The sequence below is a fragment of the Pseudomonas sp. CFBP2511 genome, from assembly GCF_030209255.1.
Taxonomy (GTDB): domain Bacteria; phylum Pseudomonadota; class Gammaproteobacteria; order Pseudomonadales; family Pseudomonadaceae; genus Aquipseudomonas; species Aquipseudomonas avellanae.
Genome location: NZ_JARVSI010000036.1, coordinates 25194 through 44988, shown reverse-complemented (window position 1 = coordinate 44988; position 19795 = coordinate 25194). Strand labels below are relative to the sequence as shown.

Sequence of the window (19795 nt, the reverse complement as noted above, 5' to 3'; positions counted from 1 at the left end):
CTTTTTCGTTTCCGTCTGCGCCGGAAGTGGGGCGAATTATAGACACATCACAGAGCGCGTCAACCGTTATTTTGAACTTTCGTCAGAAACCAGAGTAATGCGCCCAAAAGCCTTCTTGCCAGCCTGACAGACATGCGTCGCACCCAGCTTGACTATAAAGCTGCGGTCCACGACTTCACCATCTATACGCACACCGCCGGACGCCAGCAGATCACGCGCAACAGCAGCGTTCTTTACCAGGCCAGCTTTATTAAGGACGGCCGAGATCGGCATATCCTCAATAGCAGCCACGGATATCTCCGGGAGATCGTCCGGCAGCTCGCCTTCCTTCATACGGTTGCCCGCAGAACGATGCGCTGTGGCTGCTGCCTCTTCACCATGGAAGCGCGCAACCAGCTCTTCAGCCAGCTTGATCTTGATATCACGCGGATTGGCACCCGCTTCGCAGTCAGCCCTCAACCCGTTGATCTCTTCCATCGAGCGGAAGCTCAGCAGTTCGAAGTAGCGCCACATCAGCGAATCAGGAATAGACACCAGCTTGCTGTACATGATGCCCGGCGCTTCCTGAATGCCTACATAGTTGCCGAGCGACTTGGACATCTTCTTGACGCCATCCAGACCTTCCAGCAATGGCATGGTCAGGATGCATTGCGGCTCCTGCCCATAGGCGCGCTGAAGCTCACGCCCCATCAGCAGATTGAATTTCTGATCGGTGCCGCCCAGTTCGACGTCAGCCTTCAAGGCCACGGAGTCATAGCCCTGCACCAACGGGTAAAGGAACTCATGGATGGCAATGGACTGGTTGCTTTTATAGCGCTTGTCGAAATCATCGCGCTCAAGCATTCGCGCAACCGTGTACTGCGAGGACAGACGAATGAAATCGGCCGGGCTGAGTTTGTCCATCCACGTCGAGTTGAACGCCACCTCGGTTTTGGCCGGATCGAGAATCTTGAAAACCTGAGACTTGTAGGTCTCGGCATAATCGAGAACCTGCTCGCGGGTGAGCGGCGGACGGGTGGCGCTCTTGCCGCTAGGGTCGCCGATCATGCCGGTGAAGTCACCGATCAGGAAGATGACCTGATGCCCCAGATCCTGAAACTGGCGCAGCTTGTTTATAAGGACCGTGTGACCCAGGTGCAGATCGGGCGCTGTCGGGTCGAAACCAGCCTTGATACGCAGCGGCTGGCCACGCTTGAGCTTTTCGACCAGTTCAGCCTCGACCAGGAGTTCATCTGCACCGCGCTTGATCAGCGCCAGCTGTTCTTCAACCGACTTCATTTCAGCCCCCAATTCAAAGGGAACCAACCTTACAAGATCAGAGCCCAATTACAAGTTTTGCCCAGCGTTCACCCGCGAATCAGCAACTGATCCGCAGGAAGGGTTGCTTCGAGCAGGTTTTGGTTATATTTTATACAGTTATTTCATCTTCATCATGTCATTCATCTTTTCCATTTCACCTTTTTCAAAGTCAAATTACCTATGAAAGACACACCGCCTAAAGCGCCCCCGCTTTATCCGAAGAGTCACCTGCTCGCTGCAAGCGGCATCGCCGCGTTGTTGAGCCTGGCTCTCCTGGTTTTCCCTTCAAGCGAAGTCGAAGCCAAACGAACGAACCTTGCCCTTGATCTGGAGATGCCAGATCAGGACGTACAAGACCAAGACGCTGCGAAAGACACTCAAGCCACACCTGAAACCACAGAATCGCCATTTGCCCAGATCGACAACGCTGACGATCAGGCTCAGAACACCGCCACCGCACAGCCGGAGGCAGAAAAACCGGCTCCGGCCGCTGCCAAGGACCCCAATCACCGGGAAGTCACTGTCAGCAAGGGCGACACGCTTTCGACGTTGTTTGAAAAAGTCGGCCTGCCCGCCTCCACGGTTCATGAGGTTCTGGCCAGCGACAAGCAAGCCAGGCAGTTCAGCAAGCTGCAGAACGGGCAGACCCTGCAGTTCGAGTTGTCGCCGGATGGCCAGCTCAAACAACTGCACACCAAGCTCAGCGAACTCGAGACCATCAGCCTGTCGAAATCGGCTTCCGGCTTCGTGTTCAATCGCGAAATCAGCAAGCCCAACGTGCGCAACGCCTACGTACACGGCGTGATCAACAGCTCCCTTTCGCAATCCGCGCAACGTGCTGGTCTGACACACACCATGACGATGGACATGGCCAATATCTTCGGCTACGACATCGACTTTGCTCAGGACATCCGCAAGGGCGACGAATTTGATGTGGTGTACGAGCAAAAAGTAGTCAACGGCAAAAGCGTCGGCACAGGCAATATTCTTTCCGCCCGCTTCACCAACCGCGGCAAGACCTACACGGCCGTGCGTTACACCAGCAAACAAGGCACTACCAATTACTACACCGCCGACGGCAACAGCATGCGCAAGGCGTTTATCCGTACACCGGTAGACTTCGCCCGCATCAGCTCGATGTTCTCGATGGGTCGCAAACACCCGATCCTCAACAAGATACGCGCGCACAAAGGCGTCGATTATGCGGCGCCACGCGGTACGCCGATCAAGGCGACCGGCGATGGCAAGGTTCTGCTGGCTGGCCGTCGCGGCGGCTACGGCAACACAGTCATCATTCAGCACGGCGACACCTACCGTACGCTGTATGGCCACATGCAGGGTTTCGCCAAAGGTGTACAAACCGGTGGAACCGTCAAGCAAGGTCAGGTAATCGGCTATATTGGAACGACAGGCCTGTCGACTGGCCCGCATTTGCACTATGAGTTTCAGGTCAATGGTGTTCATGTAGACCCGCTGGGCCAGAAGCTTCCGATGGCGGATCCGATCGCCAAATCCGAAAAACAGCGGTTCATGCAGCAAAGCCAGCCGTTAATGGCGCGCATGGATCAGGAAAAGGCCACCACGCTGGCCTCGAATAAAAGGTAATCCATGGACTTCTTCTATATAGGTGTGATGTCTGGCAGCAGTCTCGACGGGATTGATATCGCCCTTTTGAAGCAGGATGACCGTTCAAGGCTTGTGGCCACTCACTACATTCCCATGCCGGAAGACCTGCATGCCGAGTTGCTGGGGCTTTGCTCCAGCGGCGCGGACGAGTTTGCTCGTGCGGCAATTGCCGAACAGAAGTGGTGCAAACTGGTTGCACAGGGCGTGCAGACCTTGCTGAAAGAGCAAAACAAGGTTGTCGCCGATATCCGCGCCATCGGCAGCCACGGCCAGACCATCCGCCACGAGCCTGCGCGCGGCTACAGCATTCAGATCGGCAACCCCGCATTGCTTGCAGAGTTGACCGAGATTACCGTGGTCAGCGACTTCCGCCGCCGCGATATCGCAGCAGGCGGACAAGGCGCACCTCTGGTGCCTGCATTCCACGAGGCGTTGTTCGACGACAATAAAGACCACCGCGCGGTATTGAACATTGGTGGCTTCAGCAACCTGAGCCTGATCGAATCCGATCGCCCGGTTGAGGGTTTCGATTGCGGGCCCGGCAATGTGCTGCTGGATGCCTGGATACAATCGCAGCGCCACGAAAGCTATGACAAGGACGGCGCATGGGCCGCGAGCGGCAAAGTTGATCCCGAGCTGCTCAAAAAACTGCTCAGCGATCCGTTTTTCCTGACCAAGGGCCCGAAGAGTACCGGCCGGGAAGTGTTCAACCTGGGCTGGGTGCACCACCACCTCTTTCAGCTGCCAACGCTGGCTCCGGAAGATGTGCAAGCCACCCTGCTGGAACTGACGGCGCTGACCATCACCGAATCGCTGCAAACAGCCCAGGCGGTCACCAAGGAGCTTCTGGTCTGTGGCGGCGGCGCACATAACAAGGCGCTGATGAAGCGCTTGGCTGAGCTGTTGCCAGACACCGAGGTCAACAGCACCGAGAAATTCGGCGTGGACCCTGACTGGGTTGAAGCAATGGCGTTTGCCTGGCTGGCTCATTGCTGCCTTGAAGGCGTGCCGGCGAACCGTCCAACGGTAACCGGCGCCAAAGGCCGCAGGGTTCTGGGCGCTATTTACCCCGCCTGACCCTTATGCCGCAAACAAAAACGCCGCTCCAATGAGCGGCGTTTTGTTTGAAGCAGCACTCAATCAGATCGAGAACGAAGAACCGCAACCACAAGTCGTGGAGGCATTAGGGTTCTTGATCACGAAGCGCGAACCCTCCAGGCCTTCCTGATAGTCCACCTCTGCGCCCGCCAGATACTGGAAGCTCATCGGATCAACCACCAGACTGACACCTTCGCGCTCGACGATAGTGTCATCGTCTGCCACGTCTTCATCAAACGTGAAGCCATACTGGAAACCGGAACAACCACCGCCCGTTACAAAAACACGCAGCTTGAGGCGATCGTTGCCCTCTTCGTCGACCAGGGTTTTCACCTTGTGCGCTGCATTTGGAGTGAACTCCAAAGCGGTAGGCGTGAAGGATTCGACACTCATGTCAGATATCTCCCGGCGTTAGCCGTCGTAATGCGTAATGACGGCATTATCCGCTTCTCCTAGAAAATCGGTCAACTATTTGATCGGGAGCAGCTACAAGCTACAAGAGCATGGGCTGGCCGGTCTTCGCTTTACCACTTGAAGCTTGCCGCTCGAAGCTCAAAGCTGCCCCTCTAAGGCATCATCCCCGCATGAGACAGCCCGGCGCGCTCATCCAGACCGAACAGGATGTTCATGTTCTGAACCGCCTGCCCCGATGCCCCCTTCACCAGGTTGTCGATGACCGACAGCACAACTACCAGATCGCCATCCTGCGGGCGATGCACAGCGATGCGGCAGACATTGGCGCCACGTACGCTGCGGGTTTCCGGGTGGCTGCCCGCAGGCATCACGTCCACAAACGGCTCGTCGGCATAGCGCTTCTCGAAAAGGGCCTGCAAATCTACCGAGCGATCCGTGACCGTCGCGTAGAGCGTGGAATGAATGCCACGAATCATCGGTACCAGATGCGGGACAAAGGTCAGGCCGATATCGCCACTGGCAGCGCGACGCAGCCCTTGGGTGATTTCAGGCAGGTGACGGTGGCCTTTGACGGCGTACGCCTTGAAGCTTTCGTTGGCCTCCGAATACAGCGAGCCAATGTTCAGACCGCGACCGGCGCCGCTGACGCCGGACTTGCAGTCGGCAATCAGGCGCGTGTTATCGGCAATGCCTGCTTCAAGCAGCGGCAGGAAACCCAGCTGGGTAGCCGTTGGGTAGCAGCCAGGCACAGCAATGAGCCGCGCGTTCCTGATCTGCTCGCGATTGACTTCCGGCAACCCGTAAACCGCATCCTGCAGCAATTCCGGCGCGCCATGCGGCTGGCCGTACCACTTGGCCCACTCGACCGGGTCCTGCAGACGGAAGTCGGCAGACAGGTCGATCACTTTGGTGCCGGCTGCGAGCAGCTCACCCGCCAGAGCATGAGCAACACCATGCGGCGTGGCGAAGAACACGACGTCACAGGCACCCAGGGTTTTTACGTCAGGCACGCTGAAGGCCAGGCCGTCGTAATGACCTCGCAGGTTCGGGTACATATCGGCGACTGGCAGGCCGGCCTCCGAGCGCGAGGTGATAACCACGACTTCTGCCTGCGGATGCTGTGCCAACAGACGCAGCAGCTCGACCCCGGTGTAACCCGTGCCGCCGACGATACCGACCTTGACCATAACCTGCCCTCAACGAAACAACTGGAAAGCGGTCGATAATAGGAGCCTATCGCCTCTACGACAACCGACAACGTGACGTATGGCCTTACAAGACACTACTATTCGGCCACCGTGAACCTGGGAATAACCAAAAATGCTCTATTTATGGATCAAAGCGCTGCACGTCATTTCGATGGTCTGCTGGTTTGCAGCGCTGTTCTATCTGCCGAGACTGTTCGTCTACCACTCGATGAGCGAGGACAGCGTCAGCCGCGAGCGCTTCATGGTGATGGAGCGCAAGTTGTACCGTGGCATCATGACCCCGGCAATGATCGCGACGCTGGTCTTCGGCGGCTGGCTGATCAGCTTCGATGCCAGCGGGTATTTCAGCCAGGGCTGGATGCACGCCAAGCTGACGCTGGTTTTCCTGTTGATCGGCTATCACCATGTCTGCGGCGCGCAGGTCAAACGCTTCGCCCGTGGCGAAAACGGTCGCAGCCATGTGTTCTATCGCTGGTTCAATGAAATTCCGGTGCTGATTCTGATCGCCATCGTGATTCTGGTCATCGTCAAACCCTTCTGACCCGAAGGCCGTTTGCGCCTGATCGGTGATGTAACAGGACGTCTCGCCCGCGCAGAGACGTCCGGCACTGTTTTCAATTCAAGACAAGGAAGCCCTGTATGACCGATACCCTCTTCAAGATCATGTTTGAAGGGCAGGTGCGTGACGGCGTAAAGCCGGAGACCGCAAAGGCCAATCTGGCCGGGCTGTTCAAGAGTGAAACGGCGGCCGTTCAGAAACTGTTCAACGGCGAGCCCATTGCGTTGAAGCGCGGCCTGGTCCATGCAGAAGCCGAGCGCTACATAGAAGCCCTGAAAGAGGCAGGTGTTGAAGCCCGTATCGAGCCCGATCAGGCAATCAGTTTCAACCTCAATGAAGTCAGCAACCAGGCCTCGCCCTGGACTCCCGCCAGGCAGGCGCCCCAGGATGCCTCCCCGTATGCGCCCCCCAAGGCTCAGGTAGGCAGTGAGCATTACGGGCACTCGACGCTCAAGGTCTTCACCACCAATGGCCGCATAGGACGCCTGCGCTTTCTGGCATGGAGCATGGTTCAGTGCGTCACCCTGGTGGCACTGATAGCACTGGCGCTGATAGTGCTGAACTGGTCGCTGGTCGCCGGTGGTTTGCTGATCGCGGTACTGGTGATGGTATTTGTGACCATCGGCGTAATGATAGGCGTGCAGAGGCTGCATGACCTGGGCTGGTCCGGCTGGCTCCTGCTTTTGAACCTGGTACCGTTCGTAGGCAGTTTGTTCCCCTTCCTGATCATGCTGCTGCCGGGCACCCGAGGCGCCAACCAGTACGGCCCGCCACCGCCGCCCAACACGCGGGGCGTCAAGGTGCTGGGCATCATCTGGATTGCCATGATCCCGGTTATCTCGGTAGCCAGTATCTACTACAGCATTGGCAAACTGGCCGAGGCAGAACTGGCACTGCAAACCGACGAGTACGAGCAATCGCTGCCTTACGACGATGAACAAGACCCTGGCAGTGCCTTGAACGCGCCGGCGGATGTCATTGAAGAGCCCCAAGACCAGAACGACAAGCAATAGAACGCTCACGGTTCGGCAGACCGCCGGGCGCAATACGTACGATGGAGAACTGCATGACCCGTTACGCCCTGATCACCGGCGCTTCCAGCGGCATAGGTCTGGCCATGGCCGAGGCGCTGGCACGTCGCGGTCACAGCTTGATCCTCATTGCCCGCCAGCGCGATCTGCTGGAAACAATTGCCCTGGAGCTGACGCAGCGTTTCGGCGTAGAAGTGCTGTTTCGCGCATGCGACCTCGGTGAGCCGCTTCGTCTTTCGGGCTTCCTGCTGGAACTGGAAGACGGCGCGCATCAGATTGACCTGCTGGTGAATGCGGCGGGCATCGGCACCTGCGGACCGTTTCTGGCGCAGGACTGGAGTGCCGAACAGGACTTGATCGACCTGAACATCCTCGCGCTCACACGGCTTTGCCATACGGTCGGTAACCTGATGGCCATTCAGGGTGGCGGGCAGATTCTCAATATCGCTTCGGTGGCTGCGTTTCAGCCCGGGCCGTGGATGAGCACTTACTACGCCAGCAAGGCGTACGTGCTGCACTTTTCCGAAGGGCTGCGCGAGGAAGTGAAGAAAGCCGGGGTCAAGGTGTCGGTATTGTGCCCCGGCCCGACCAAAAGCGCTTTTTTCCGCACTGCACAGTTGCAAGTGAACGTCGACAACCTGATGAGTGCCGAAGAAGTGGCGCTGTACACCGTTCGTGCACTCGAAAAAAACCGCGCGGTGATCGTCCCAGGCTTCAGTAACAGGCTGTGGACCTTAAGCCCGCGTCTGGTTTCACGCTGGCTGGCTCGCCAGATCAGCGGCTACATCAACAAGAAGTACTGCCCGCGCTGATTGGACGAACGACTGGGCGAGCCGCGTCTCGCTCAGTACACTCGACCCCCAATGCAGCACCGCGACACCCGCGACGCCCATCAACCGACAAGGAGCAAACGGCTGTGGAAACTTTGTTTACCAAGATCATCAATCGGGAGATCCCGGCGAAGATCATCTATGAAGATGATCAGGTACTGGCCTTTCACGACATCGCCCCACAGGCACCGGTGCATTTTCTGGTCATCCCGAAAAAGCCCATTCGTACCCTCAACGACCTGACCGAAGAAGACAAAGGCCTGGCCGGGCATATCCTGTTCACTGCGCAGCGTCTGGCGATCGAACTGGGCTGTGAGGAAGGCTTCCGTGTGGTCATGAACTGCAACGAGTTGGGCGGGCAGACCGTCTATCACATTCACATGCACGTACTGGGTCAGCGCCAGATGAGCTGGCCGCCGGGCTGATCCCGCATTTGCGGACTGTGCAGCCGGTCAGCGATTTCAATGCTCGCCGACCGGTTGACACAAGCCCTGCCGCCTCCGGCCGATTCGGGTAAACTGCCCCCATGATCTTCCGGAGGTGCCCATGGCTACCGAACGTCAATATTCCCCCATCGACCGTCTGTTACTGCAAGCCGACAGCGCAATGCGCACATTGCTGCCGTCGAGCGCTCATTCACGCCGCCCTTCCCCTGCCATCGTCCAGCCCGATCACAAGATGAGCGACGTCGACACACGCCACGTTGCCGGCCTGATGCGCATCAACCACACTGGCGAAGTCTGCGCCCAGGCGCTGTACCAAGGGCAGGCGCTCACGGCCAAGCTGCCCAAGGTGCGCAAGGCAATGGAGCATGCAGCCGAAGAAGAAATCGATCACCTGGTCTGGTGCGAGCAACGCATTCATCAACTCGGCAGCCACACCAGCGTGCTGAACCCGCTGTTCTACGGCCTGTCTTTCGGGATCGGCGCGGTGGCCGGGGTGATCAGCGACCGGGTCAGCCTGGGTTTTGTCGCTGCGACAGAGGATCAGGTGTGCAAGCACCTGGGTGAGCACCTGGAGCAATTGCCGATCGAGGACGGAAAGTCCCGGGCGATTCTTGAGCAGATGCTCAGCGACGAAGAACACCACGCCGAGTCCGCGCTGGAAGCGGGCGGTTTCCGCTTTCCGGCTCCGGTCAAATTCGGAATGGGCGTGCTGGCCAAGGTCATGACCAAGTCCACTTATCGCATCTGACGCCGCAAGAACAAAAAAGGCGCCTGCAAGAGGCGCCTTTTCAATGCCTGAAATCCGGGTTTACACCGCTACGTTACGACCGTAGAAGATTTCCAGCATTTCGTGTTTGACCTTGGCGGTCACTTGCTCACGCTGTTCGGCAGACAAGTTGCTGGTAGCGTCGCCAAACAGGTAGTTATCCAGTTCGAACTGCTTGAGCAGCATCTTGGTATGGAACAGGTTTTCCTGATACACATTCACGTCGGTCATCTGGTAACCGTTGCGCGTGTCTTCGGAGAGGTAATTCTGGATCGAGTTGATCTCGTGATCGATGAAGTGCTTTTTGCCTTCCACGTCGCGTGTAAAGCCGCGCACGCGATAATCGACGGTCACGATGTCCGACTCGAACTTGTGAATCAGGTAGTTCAGCGCCTTGAGCGGTGAAATAACGCCACAGGTCGACACGTCGATGTCTACGCGGAACGTTGCAATACCGTCTACCGGGTGAATTTCCGGATAGGTATGCACCGTGATGTGGCTCTTGTCCAGGTGGGCCAGGATGGTTTCCGGCAATGGACCTGGCGACTCTTCGATCTGGCTTTCGGTAGGCGTCACCGGCTGCTCGGAGATCAGAATGGTCACACTGGCACCTTGTGGATCGTAATCCTGACGCGCAATGTTCAGGATGTTGGCACCAATGATATCGACAACATCAGTCAGAATCCGCGTCAGGCGTTCTGCGTCGTACACACTGTTGATGTACTCGACGTACGCCTGCTGGTCCTGCGGGGTTTCCGCATAGCAGATGTCATAAATGTTGAAGCTCAAGGTCTTTGTCAGGTTATTGAACCCGTGGAGCTTGAGTTTGCTTTTCACCGTTAAAAACTCTCTATATGTGTGCGGCGCCAGCCGCGTGATCAAGCATGCCCGTCAGCTGAGCCCGGCTCATCTGCGTAGGACGGTTAACACCTCTTCGCGTTGGCGATTTTGGTTGTCTGTTCGGGCCGGCAGCAGAAAACCAGTACATGCTGCGCCCTGAAAAAGTGGCGCATTATGCAGACGTCCGAAGCCGTCTGCCAGAGTGTGCGCCGTTTTTATGATCGTTGGATGTCTGGCGTTCAACCGAGCTCGACAATTTCATAATCGTGAGTGATCTCGACGCCGGCATCACCGAGCATGATCGAGGCCGAGCAGTACTTCTCGGCAGACAGCTCGATGGCACGTTTGACCTGTGCTTCTTTCAGGCCACGGCCCTTGACGACAAAGTGCAGATGAATCTTTGTGAACACCTTAGGGTCTTCATCTGCGCGCTCGGCTTCAAGGAAAGCCTCGCAGCTTTCAATCGGCTGACGCGACTTCTTGAGGATGCTCACCACATCGTAGTTGCTGCAGCCGCCCAGACCGATCAGCACCATTTCCATTGGCCGGACACCCAGATTACGACCGCCGCTTTCAGGCGGACCGTCCATTACCACCACATGACCGCTGCCGGATTCGCCGAGGAACATGGCTTCGCCAGCCCATTGGATGCGTGCCTTCATCGCCAAGACTCCACTGTAAAAAAGGGGCTGTCAGCTTAGCACAGCGCCAAAAGGTGTCTGGGGCCGGGAAAAGAATGCTTTTTGTAGGAAACGTGTAGGAACATTCGCAAATAGCACCCGCACAGCCTCGAAAAGCTGGCGAGAATGCATGCGCAGCCGATACCTACAAGTATGCCATTTGGCCATAGTCTTTATTTCGGAAGTCGCGCATGGTCGCAATAAGCTTTACACCCAAAGCGAACGGTCTGGACAAGCTGCTGCCCCATGCAGAGCGGCGTCGCTGCCCCGCGAAAACCAACATCATCAGTGCGGGAGATCGCTCCGAGTCGTTGTTCTTCATCCTCAAAGGCACCGTCACGGTGTTGATAGAAGACGACGAACGGCGGGAAATGATTGTCGCCTACCTCAACAACGGAGACTTCTTCGGCGAACTGGGCCTGTTCGAGCAGCCGGGGCATGAATCCGTGCGCAGCGCATGGGTGCGGGCCAAGACCGAGTGCGAGGTCGCCGAGATACCCTACGAGACCTTTCGCGAGCTGACCCGAAAAGACCCGGAAATTCTCTACGCCATCGGCAGTCAGATGGCCGAGCGCCTGCGCAATACCACGCGCAAGGTGGGCGATCTGGCGTTTCTCGATGTCACCGGACGCGTCGCCCGTACGTTGCTGGACCTGTGCAAGCAGCCGGACGCCATGACCCACCCGGACGGCATGCAGATCAAGATTACCCGCCAGGAAATCGGACGCATCGTGGGTTGTTCGAGGGAAATGGTCGGCCGCGTACTCAAGGCGCTGGAAGAACAGAGTCTGGTCAACGTCAAAGGCAAAACGATGGTGGTCTACGGAACGCGCTGAGTGCGTGCTATTCAGAGGTCGGCGAGAAGGCGCCGGTAGGCTTGCGCCAGACGCTCCAGCACCTGAGCATCCGGAAACGCTTCATGTAGGGCAATATGACTGTCGGCACGCACCCGTTGGTCAAGCTCGCAGAGTTCATTGAAACGATTGACCGCCGCCACCATCGGCACCCGCTCGTCATCCAGCAACAACGCTCCATGAGCCAGCACCACAGGACGCGTGCCGCCCTGACTCTGACGCCAGCGCTGGGCTGTTCCGACCATCTTGCGGCCTTCGAGATTGACGTTGAAACGCCCGTCACAGAATGCGCCTGCCACCTCCCCCAATGACGCCTTGCCCCCCAGTTCGATGAGCAGGTCCAGAATCGGCTGACACAGCCGCAGGTAAGCGGTTTCGATCCGGTCTCTGTCAGTGTCCGCAGGCGGCTGAGCGTAAACCAGCGCGATATTCACCGTCGCGCAGGATTGCGGCACGGGCTCGCCCCCCGTCTCACGCAGTAGAACGGGCCATCCATTGTCGGCCAGGGTTTCGCTGGCTTCGGTAAAACCCGGCAGACGGCTCATGCGTCGCGGCATGACCAGCGCGCGGTCACTGGGCCGCCAGAGCAGCAACCCATGCCCGGAAGCACCGGAACATACCGACGCCAGCAGATCCTGCTCGGCCTGCAAGCCTTGTTCGACACAGATGTCGATGATCGAGTCTTGCATGCCGGACCTCAGAGTAATGTTTGGCACGCTACAGTCAGTCGACAGCCGGGCCGCCCGCTGCCGGCTTGCGCTCCGGGAAGAACAACCGCTGCAGCTCTGCGCCGGGCTGTTCGGCACGCATGAAGGCTTCACCTACCAGGAACGAGTAGACATCGTTGATTTCCATCAGCTCGACGTCGGCGCGGTTGAAAATGCCGCTTTCGGTGATCACCGTGCGATCACGCGGAATGCGCGGCAGCAGGTCCAGCGTGGTTTCCAGGCTGACCTCGAAGGTATGCAGGTTGCGGTTGTTGACGCCGACCAGCTTGGTGTCGAGGGTTTTCAGCGCGCGCTCCAGTTCGTCACCGTCATGCACTTCAACCAGCACGTCCAGGCCGACACCCTTGGCAACGGCGGCCAGCTCGGCCATCTGCACGTCATCAAGCGCCGAGACGATCAGCAGGATGCAATCTGCACCCAGCGCACGCGCCTCGACCACTTGATAAGGGTCGATCATGAAGTCCTTGCGGATCACCGGCAAATTGCACGCCGCGCGCGCTTCTTGAAGGTAGGCGTCCGAACCCTGGAAAAAATCGACATCGGTCAGTACCGAGAGACAGGTAGCGCCCCCAGCCTGATAGCTTCTGGCGATCTCGCCCGGCAAAAAGTTTTCCCGGATGACGCCCTTGCTTGGCGACGCTTTCTTGATTTCCGCGATCACTGCTGGTTGTTTCAGCCTGGCCTGATTGATCAGCGCATTGGCAAAGCCACGTGGCGCATCGGCGTTGGCAGCCTGTTGCTCCAGTTCGGCCAGGCTCACGACAGCGCGACGAGCAGCGATCTCTTCGGCCTTACGGGCAAGAATTTTTTCCAGTACGGTTGGCACACTCATGCTTCGTTCTCCTGCTTGAATACCGCCGTGAAGGCACCCAACTCATCCAGTTTTTCCCGCGCAAGGCCAGTGTGCAGTGCGTCATGGGCCAGCGCCACGCCTTCTTTCAGGCTGGTCGCATGATCGGCAGCATAAAGCGCAGCACCGGCATTGAGCACGATCATTTCCGCAGCCTTCTGCCCGATCTCGGTCTTGCGCCGACCCAAAGCATCGCGAATCAGCTCCAGCGACTGCGCCGGGCTTTCCACCGCCAGGCCATACAGGCTCTGGCTCTTGATGCCCAGGTCTTCAGGCTGCACCCAGTATTCCGTCACTTCGCCATTTTTCAGTTCGGCGACGAACGTCGGCGCCGCCAGACTGAATTCATCCAGCCCGTCCTGCGAGTGCACCACCAGCACATGCTTGCTGCCCAGACGCAGCAGCACTTCGGCCAGCGGGCGGCACAGTGCCTGATTGAACACGCCGACAACCTGATGACGCACGCCAGCCGGGTTGGTCAACGGACCGAGCATATTGAACAGTGTGCGCAGCCCCAGCTCGCGGCGAGGGCCGGCAGTGTGTTTCATCGCGCTGTGATGCGACTGGGCGAACATGAAGCCGATGCCGACGCTGTCAATGCAGCGCGCCACTTGGACAGGCGTCAGGTTCAGATAAACCCCCGCCGCCTCCAGCAAATCAGCACTGCCGCTTTTACCCGACACCGCGCGGTTGCCGTGCTTGGCCACCGTGCAGCCCGCCGCTGAAATCACGAATGCCGACGCAGTGGACACGTTGAAAATGTTCGCACCGTCACCGCCAGTGCCGACGATATCGACAACGCCATCCAGCGTTTTCAGTTCAACCTTGTCGGCCAGCTCACGCATGACAGAAACCGCACCGACGATTTCATCGATGGTCTCGCTCTTCATGCGCATGCCCATCAGAAACGCACCGATCTGCGCTTCGGTGCATTGGCCGGTCATGATCTCGCGCATGACGTCGCGCATCTCGTCAGTGGACAGGTCCAGCTGGTTGACCACGCGGTTCAGCGCGCTTTTGATATTCATGGGGGTGCTCATAAAAAATCCTTAGCCCTGACGATGGCCGCCGCTTTGTTTGAGAAAGTTGGCGAACAACTCGTGACCTTGCTCGGTCAGGATCGACTCAGGGTGAAACTGCACCCCTTCAACGTTCAGTGTCTTGTGACGCAGGCCCATGATCTCATCAACCGAGCCGTCTTCCAGTGCCGTCCATGCCGTCACTTCCAGACACTCGGGCAGGGTATCGCTTTTGACCACCAGCGAGTGGTAGCGGGTTACCACCAGCGGATGGTTCAAACCTGCGAATACGCCGCCGTCCTCGTGCACCACCGGGCTGGTCTTGCCGTGCATCACCTGACGCGCGCGCACCACCTCGCCACCGAACGCCTGGCCGATGGACTGATGCCCAAGGCAGACACCCAGAATCGGCAGTTTGCCCGCGAAGTGCTTGATCACCTCAAGCGAGACACCGGCTTCGTTGGGCGTGCACGGGCCGGGCGAAACCACGATGCGCTCCGGGTTCAGGGCTTCGATCTGCGCGATGGTCAGTTCGTCATTACGAATGACTTTGACGTCTGCCCCCAGCTCACCGAGGTACTGCACAACGTTGTAGGTAAAGGAGTCGTAGTTATCGATCATCAGCAACATTTTGCTATCAACCTTTTGATTTACTGACTTGATTCAAGCCTTCCGGATTCTGCTTCGCTCATGCGCCACTCTTCAGCCACTACGCTTGAGGTGACAACGGCAAAAACATCAAAAATCGAAGGCATACGGGTACGGGTCCGGCAGGGCCGGCAAGGAAATAGTCAGGCGCGCCAACGCCAACGGGCGTGAGCCTTGATAACGCGCATCAAAAGCTTGCTGACTGTCGTCACGGAGGGGGTCTCGTTGGTACGTTTCGGGACATTAGCGTACCGAATCGACCGGTGCAATATGAATGTACCGGGCAAGACCGTTTGGCAAGCCTGCAAACGCTCGAAAGAGGGCCGCGCCTCCTTGCAGAGGCGGGATTGAGGTGGGGGCACGATGGCCGAGGGTGGGGAGCCGAAAGGAACATCAATGCGCAATCTCGCGCACATAGGCCTGGCAAGCCTTCAAGGCGATCAATCCCTGATCGCCGTAGTCGGTGATGGCGACAATTCGTCCAGCAGCCGCCGGGTCAAGTTCGCCTCGCGTGCTTCCATGAACCACGCTGGCGGAATCGGTGGTGGCTGACACGTCATCACCACCGGCGGGGTTGGCGAGGAGGACTGACAACCGCAGATCAGCAGTAGCCAGACGGTCGCGCAGGCGAGCTTGAGAGGTCTGTGCATCGCTCAATTCCTTGTGAATGTGTGTATCGTTGTTTTGCAGACGGACTTCCAGCGCGCGCCGCTGCGCCTGCTCGGCGCTCTGCCAGTCGATAACCGCCAGCGCCGCCTGCTCGCGCTCACGCTGATAACCCAGCGCCTGTGCGGACAATTGCAGGCCGTAACACGCCGCCTGCCACTTCCAGGCACACCATGTGCCCAGCCCCGAACCCAGCACGAATGCCAGGATCAGGAAGCGCACATCCAGTGCTTTCATGGCAGCACCTCCAGTGCCCGCTGGTACAGCATCTGCCGATCAGCAAGGCCATTGGTGCCGCCGTTGATACGTCGGGTGATCATCAGCACATCCCCTTTGTCAGCCAGCACATTGAGGTTCGCCCGATCCCAGAACCACGCCGCCGACATCGCGGCGTGGTCAGGTTGTTCAAGCAGTTGCGGCTGGCGCAACAAGTCCAGCCCCAGCGCCTCTCCGCACGCTTCATAGTTGGCCCGCCCTGTCACCTGAATCAGCCCGCGCCCCCGGTAAAGCTGACCGTCGCCATCGGCCTCTGGCGTGTTGCCCAGACGCAGCGCCAACTGCCCGGTGTCGTACTTGGCCAGATAGCTGTTGCCACCCAGTTCACGCACATAACGAAGCTGCCCGGACTCATGCCCGACCTGGGCAATGAAACCGGCGATGCGCAACCGGGTGTTGATGGCGTAGCGAGTCATGGCGGCGTTGAGCGCAGGAACAAAAACGCCGGCTTGCGGGCCGGCGTTGGGGAGGATTTGTAGCAGTTGTTGCTGGTTGATAGGCATGGATCCTCCTAAGTAGCTTGCTTAACTCACCGATCGACGAAGTTTTCCTGTTCCAAGTGCAATTACGCATCGCGGATAAAACAACGCCCCGTCAGTGCGGGGCGTTATTACTTGGGCAGTTCGTCTGCACTGACACCGATAAAAGGTGTTGGCTGTTCAATCGGCTTTACATACACGAATGGCGACGCAGGCGGTACGGGCCACACGAACGACCCTGGGAAGCCTGGATGCGCATCGAGCTGGGCGAGTTGCACCCGGTAAAGCCAGTACGCACTGAGTTCGGCTTGTAGCACAGGCAGGGTTTTCAACTGGGCTTCAATGGCACTTTGCACGGTCCCCAGCCTGCTGATCAGTGAGTCGATTTTCGCCGATGCCGTGGCCGAGTACACGTTGCGCTGACTGATGGCGTCGCCCGTACCCACTTCCGTGATCGGCTCGAGAATCACGCCAAACTCGCCGTTGAAGGCACGATTGAAGAGTTCTCTGGCTTGTGGCTTCAGCGAGCCGGGAGAAACAGTTACGGCCTCCTCGCCATTAGTGTATTTGGTCTTTTCAAAGACGACCAAAAGCACGATAGCCGTATGAGCCTGATCGACCCAGCGGGGGTTGCGAATGCTGTTCATGACCCAAGGCAGTTCATCTTCGCTCACGCCTGTAGGAGGTGTCGGGACAACCGGAGGCTCCACGTAAACAAATGGCGTCGCTGGCGGAACGGGCCATGCGAAGGACATCGGATATCCCGGGAGCGTCGAGAGGTTGGAAAGCTGTGCCCGGTAGAGTGCATAGGCATCAAGCTCGGCTTGCAGCGCAGGCCGGGATTTGATTTGAGCGTCAGTGGCCGATCCCGACGCGATAGCGTTTTGCACAATGACCAGTTGAAAATCCAGCTCGTTGATTTTCTTGGTGGCGTTGTTGAGGTAGACGCCGCGTTCCGCGTTGGCGTTCATCAGAATCATCTGCTCGCTCGGCTCAAGAATCTCACCAAACTCACCAGCGATTGCCCGGTTGAAAAATGCTACGTATTGCGGATCCGGGTGATTGGCAGAGACCGATATAGCGTCCTGACGGTCCATATAGCCGGGTTCGCTAACGATCACCCAGAGTGTCATGGACGTGTGGGCCTGATCGGCCCATTGAGGGTTACGAGAAGTAGGGACTATGTTCATGTGCATACCTTTTATGTAATGTAGTTAAACAGCGTGAGTGTTCGCGAACTAGAAAACGCTTTATGTGAACTTCATGTTTCATCTCCTGCAACTGCGAAGTTGCATGCAATACCGCTGCTGCTGTTTTTAGCATTAAGAATCAACGTCTAAATTAGCTAACACGCTATGCCTGACTGGCTTCACGTTAAGAATTGATAGCGCGTGCAACGCCAACAAGATCAGCACCGTAAAAACACTTTCGCGGCCAGGATTATTGAGCGAGTGCATCCAAGGGCGGTGACGGCCATTCGATCTGGAGAGGGTAATCAGGGCTTTGCTCGATCCGGTTCAATTTCACGCTGTAGCGTTTCCATTCAAGCAAGCTTGTCTTTTCTGCTTCAGTGGCCTCCCCCAGATCCTCGGCGTACTGCAAGGGAGCTATACGTGTTGCGGCCTCCTGCAAACGCTGATCGCGGACAAGCAGTGCGGCACCGGCCAACGCAAACTTTTGCGTCTCATCATCAAGAGCCCAGGCACCATCCCGCCATACGTGGTATTTGCCAGGCCATTTTTTTGTGGTGAGACCGTCATGCGGCGCACCCAGGCTGGTCCACTCTTCTTCAGAGCCGTCGCTTGTTCGGTACATCAAGCCACGACGATCCACAACCTGCTGCGGCTCATCGTCAACAATTGCCCAGGTAAACCCGTTGTCGGGTTCGCTTAGAAAATCTGCCAGGCTGACTGCATTGCCAGGTACCTGCTCGCCCAGCCCCGGAATAACCGGAAGTTCAACAGGGCCAATCAAGGCATTCGAATCATCTATCAAGTAAGTAGGCATAACGTCCTCAGATCAGTTTGATGCGGCCGGGATAGGCCATGTTGCGGCTACGGAAGCGAATCCAGTTGTTCATCGGCTGCTGATCCCTCAGTACAGTTCCCGTCACACCGTTGTCTGTCGTTTCAGGGAGGTACGCAGAACCGCCAGCAGGAACCAGCGCTCCAGGAGGCAACAAACCGCCAGGGCCCGTGGAATTGAGACGCCCATCTGACTGAGCGTGGCCGTTGCCTAACAAGTAGGTACCGGTCTCTATGTCAGACCCGCTCCACTCTTGTGACATTGTCCTCAGCCAAGTACCGTCCTGCCAGGAACCAGCAACACGCGACGTATCAACGCCACGAGACTCATCAAGCACCCGTAGAAACTCCCCTCGCCCCTCAGGTCCGCGAAAGGTCAGAGCACCGTCACCAATGGTCCATCCGCCTTCCTTACCGGAACGAGCTGCTTCGGTGTAAACCATCCCGGATTTCTGCGCATGGTCCCAGAGCCACGGCCACTCGGCGCGGTTAAGCAGCGCACCGTTCAACGCTCCATATCCTCCGGGGCTGAACAATGTCGTTGTTTCAAAGACGGGTCGCCCCAGCGGAGTGTTGTCGTAGCGTCCTACTGGCCACCAACTGCCGGCTCCATCGCTGCGCAGACGCCACCAGTCTCCAGCCCCCATCAGAACCAGAAAAGAGTAGCCAGCAGCATTTAAATGGGTGTGAAACCTGATCTTTTCGCCGGCAGCAGCATTGACGGTCAACCGGTTACCGCTGTTGTCTATCCTGCGAACGATGACGTCTCTGACGCCTAGTGCCGCATTTGAGGAGGGCAGTGTGAACGCACGATTGCCGCCAGCAGCATCCAGAAGCAGCAACTCCATCTGCTCCTTTGTAAAAGCTGTATCGGCGTTGAACGAGAACACTCTTTGAGAGTCGACCCCAACGACCTCCGTTATTTTCCCGCGCTTGGTGATGTAGATCGCGTCAGTATTAAAGACAAGCTCCACCCATTCAGCCGCATTCAGCTGTAACGTATTGCTGCCAGAGCCAAACAGTGAAATAACCTCGGCACCGCTGGCCTTGATGGTTGCCGCTCCGGTCGATGCATTATGAAAAGTCACGGACTTGCCGACCGTCACGTTCGCTTTGGACGGCAGTGTGAGCGTGATGCCTGCAACGTTGATCCTGTGCCAATGCCCCGCCACTCCCGGCAGAAGTATCTCGGACGCTGTATAGCCAAAACCGGCACCTCGGTAGGCCTGCCTGACCTGCGAACCAATCTGGGTAATGGCCGACGCGAGCTGGTCTGTTCTGGTTTCGTCCGGCAGTTCGCCACCCGCGGCCATGGCATTCAAAATTTCTTGCGTCACCGAGTTTCCCCACTTTGCAGGGATCAGCGAGCCAGGCGTGCCGGTGGCCGGGTTTTCATCTACAAATTTGCCGCTGACCAAGCCTACGCTTGGCACACTCTTGGGATAATCCACATT

The 19795-nt window shown here is 57.8% G+C and carries 22 protein-coding genes; 8 read left to right on the top strand and 14 right to left on the bottom strand.

The window, feature by feature from the left end:
• Positions 1–66 precede the first annotated feature (66 nt).
• The gene (tyrS, locus tag QRN38_RS26570; RefSeq protein WP_010201143.1) at positions 67–1278 is read right to left on the bottom strand and encodes a tyrosine--tRNA ligase; all 1212 of its coding nucleotides are present in this window, start codon (positions 1276–1278) and stop codon (positions 67–69) included.
• Positions 1279–1479: 201 nt separating this feature from the next.
• Between tyrS and QRN38_RS26565 the strand changes: the two genes are divergently transcribed.
• Together QRN38_RS26565 and QRN38_RS26560 are read left to right on the top strand one after the other, a co-directional pair.
• A complete protein-coding gene (locus QRN38_RS26565) occupies positions 1480–2904 on the top strand; it encodes a peptidoglycan DD-metalloendopeptidase family protein (RefSeq protein WP_005767873.1) in 1425 nt (474 codons plus the stop codon).
• Between the two features lie 3 nt (positions 2905–2907).
• Positions 2908–4002: an anhydro-N-acetylmuramic acid kinase gene (locus QRN38_RS26560; protein ID WP_005614195.1), complete on the top strand. Its 1095-nt coding sequence runs from the start codon at positions 2908–2910 to the stop codon at positions 4000–4002.
• A gap of 63 nt (positions 4003–4065) precedes the next feature.
• Here the strand turns inward: QRN38_RS26560 and erpA are convergent, their stop codons facing one another.
• On the bottom strand, positions 4066–4416 hold the full coding sequence (gene erpA, locus QRN38_RS26555; protein WP_002551953.1) for an iron-sulfur cluster insertion protein ErpA: 351 nt from the start codon (positions 4414–4416) through the stop codon (positions 4066–4068).
• 173 nt (positions 4417–4589) lie between these two features.
• Positions 4590–5624 (bottom strand): N-acetyl-gamma-glutamyl-phosphate reductase, encoded by a 1035-nt coding sequence (gene argC, locus QRN38_RS26550; RefSeq protein WP_007244409.1) that lies wholly within the window; start codon positions 5622–5624, stop codon positions 4590–4592.
• A gap of 133 nt (positions 5625–5757) precedes the next feature.
• Between argC and hemJ the strand changes: the two genes are divergently transcribed.
• The 5 genes from hemJ to coq7 all read left to right on the top strand — a co-directional run bounded on the left by hemJ (position 5758) and on the right by coq7 (position 9259).
• Complete coding sequence (gene hemJ, locus QRN38_RS26545; protein WP_003377457.1) at positions 5758–6186, top strand: protoporphyrinogen oxidase HemJ; 429 nt, start codon at positions 5758–5760, stop codon at positions 6184–6186.
• A 98-nt stretch (positions 6187–6284) separates the two neighbouring features.
• Complete coding sequence (locus QRN38_RS26540) at positions 6285–7217, top strand: DUF805 domain-containing protein (protein WP_057418380.1); 933 nt, start codon at positions 6285–6287, stop codon at positions 7215–7217.
• A gap of 53 nt (positions 7218–7270) precedes the next feature.
• Positions 7271–8047, top strand: coding sequence for an SDR family NAD(P)-dependent oxidoreductase (locus tag QRN38_RS26535; RefSeq protein ID WP_057418379.1), 777 nt, complete (start codon positions 7271–7273; stop codon positions 8045–8047).
• 104 nt (positions 8048–8151) lie between these two features.
• Positions 8152–8490, top strand: a complete 339-nt coding sequence (locus QRN38_RS26530; RefSeq protein WP_005767882.1) for a histidine triad nucleotide-binding protein — start codon at positions 8152–8154, stop codon at positions 8488–8490.
• A gap of 121 nt (positions 8491–8611) precedes the next feature.
• On the top strand, positions 8612–9259 hold the full coding sequence (coq7, locus tag QRN38_RS26525; protein WP_005767884.1) for a 2-polyprenyl-3-methyl-6-methoxy-1,4-benzoquinone monooxygenase: 648 nt from the start codon (positions 8612–8614) through the stop codon (positions 9257–9259).
• Positions 9260–9319: 60 nt separating this feature from the next.
• Here coq7 and speD read toward each other — a convergent pair whose 3' ends face one another.
• A complete protein-coding gene (gene speD, locus QRN38_RS26520) occupies positions 9320–10114 on the bottom strand; it encodes an adenosylmethionine decarboxylase (RefSeq protein WP_002551946.1) in 795 nt (264 codons plus the stop codon).
• 242 nt (positions 10115–10356) lie between these two features.
• Positions 10357–10779 carry an OsmC family protein gene (locus QRN38_RS26515; protein ID WP_057418378.1) on the bottom strand — a complete coding sequence of 141 codons (423 nt, stop codon included), beginning with the start codon at positions 10777–10779 and terminating at the stop codon, positions 10357–10359.
• Between the two features lie 209 nt (positions 10780–10988).
• Here QRN38_RS26515 and crp point away from each other — a divergent pair, with 209 nt between their 5' ends.
• Positions 10989–11633, top strand: coding sequence for a cAMP-activated global transcriptional regulator CRP (gene crp / locus QRN38_RS26510; protein WP_005614181.1), 645 nt, complete (start codon positions 10989–10991; stop codon positions 11631–11633).
• A gap of 11 nt (positions 11634–11644) precedes the next feature.
• Here crp and QRN38_RS26505 read toward each other — a convergent pair whose 3' ends face one another.
• The 9 genes from QRN38_RS26505 to QRN38_RS26465 form a co-directional block, all read right to left on the bottom strand.
• A complete protein-coding gene (locus tag QRN38_RS26505; protein ID WP_005767889.1) occupies positions 11645–12340 on the bottom strand; it encodes a lipoate--protein ligase family protein in 696 nt (231 codons plus the stop codon).
• Positions 12341–12374: 34 nt separating this feature from the next.
• A complete protein-coding gene (gene trpC, locus QRN38_RS26500; RefSeq protein ID WP_007244414.1) occupies positions 12375–13211 on the bottom strand; it encodes an indole-3-glycerol phosphate synthase TrpC in 837 nt (278 codons plus the stop codon).
• Entirely contained in the window at positions 13208–14257 is a 1050-nt protein-coding gene (gene trpD / locus QRN38_RS26495) for an anthranilate phosphoribosyltransferase (protein ID WP_011103215.1), read from the bottom strand. Before trpD ends, trpC begins: the two co-directional genes overlap by 4 nt.
• A gap of 21 nt (positions 14258–14278) precedes the next feature.
• A complete protein-coding gene (locus QRN38_RS26490) occupies positions 14279–14878 on the bottom strand; it encodes an aminodeoxychorismate/anthranilate synthase component II (protein ID WP_005739790.1) in 600 nt (199 codons plus the stop codon).
• Between the two features lie 411 nt (positions 14879–15289).
• Positions 15290–15799 carry a lysis system spanin subunit gene (locus QRN38_RS26485; protein WP_024667811.1) on the bottom strand — a complete coding sequence of 170 codons (510 nt, stop codon included), beginning with the start codon at positions 15797–15799 and terminating at the stop codon, positions 15290–15292.
• Positions 15796–16341 carry a glycoside hydrolase family 19 protein gene (locus QRN38_RS26480; protein ID WP_054069691.1) on the bottom strand — a complete coding sequence of 182 codons (546 nt, stop codon included), beginning with the start codon at positions 16339–16341 and terminating at the stop codon, positions 15796–15798. Before QRN38_RS26480 ends, QRN38_RS26485 begins: the two co-directional genes overlap by 4 nt.
• Positions 16342–16448: 107 nt before the next feature.
• Positions 16449–17507, bottom strand: coding sequence for a tail fiber assembly protein (locus QRN38_RS26475; RefSeq protein WP_162839062.1), 1059 nt, complete (start codon positions 17505–17507; stop codon positions 16449–16451).
• Between the two features lie 250 nt (positions 17508–17757).
• On the bottom strand, positions 17758–18324 hold the full coding sequence (locus tag QRN38_RS26470; protein ID WP_024667809.1) for a tail fiber assembly protein: 567 nt from the start codon (positions 18322–18324) through the stop codon (positions 17758–17760).
• 7 nt (positions 18325–18331) lie between these two features.
• On the bottom strand, positions 18332–19792 hold the full coding sequence (locus tag QRN38_RS26465) for a hypothetical protein (protein WP_005768002.1): 1461 nt from the start codon (positions 19790–19792) through the stop codon (positions 18332–18334).
• Between the last annotated feature and the right edge of the window lie 3 nt (positions 19793–19795).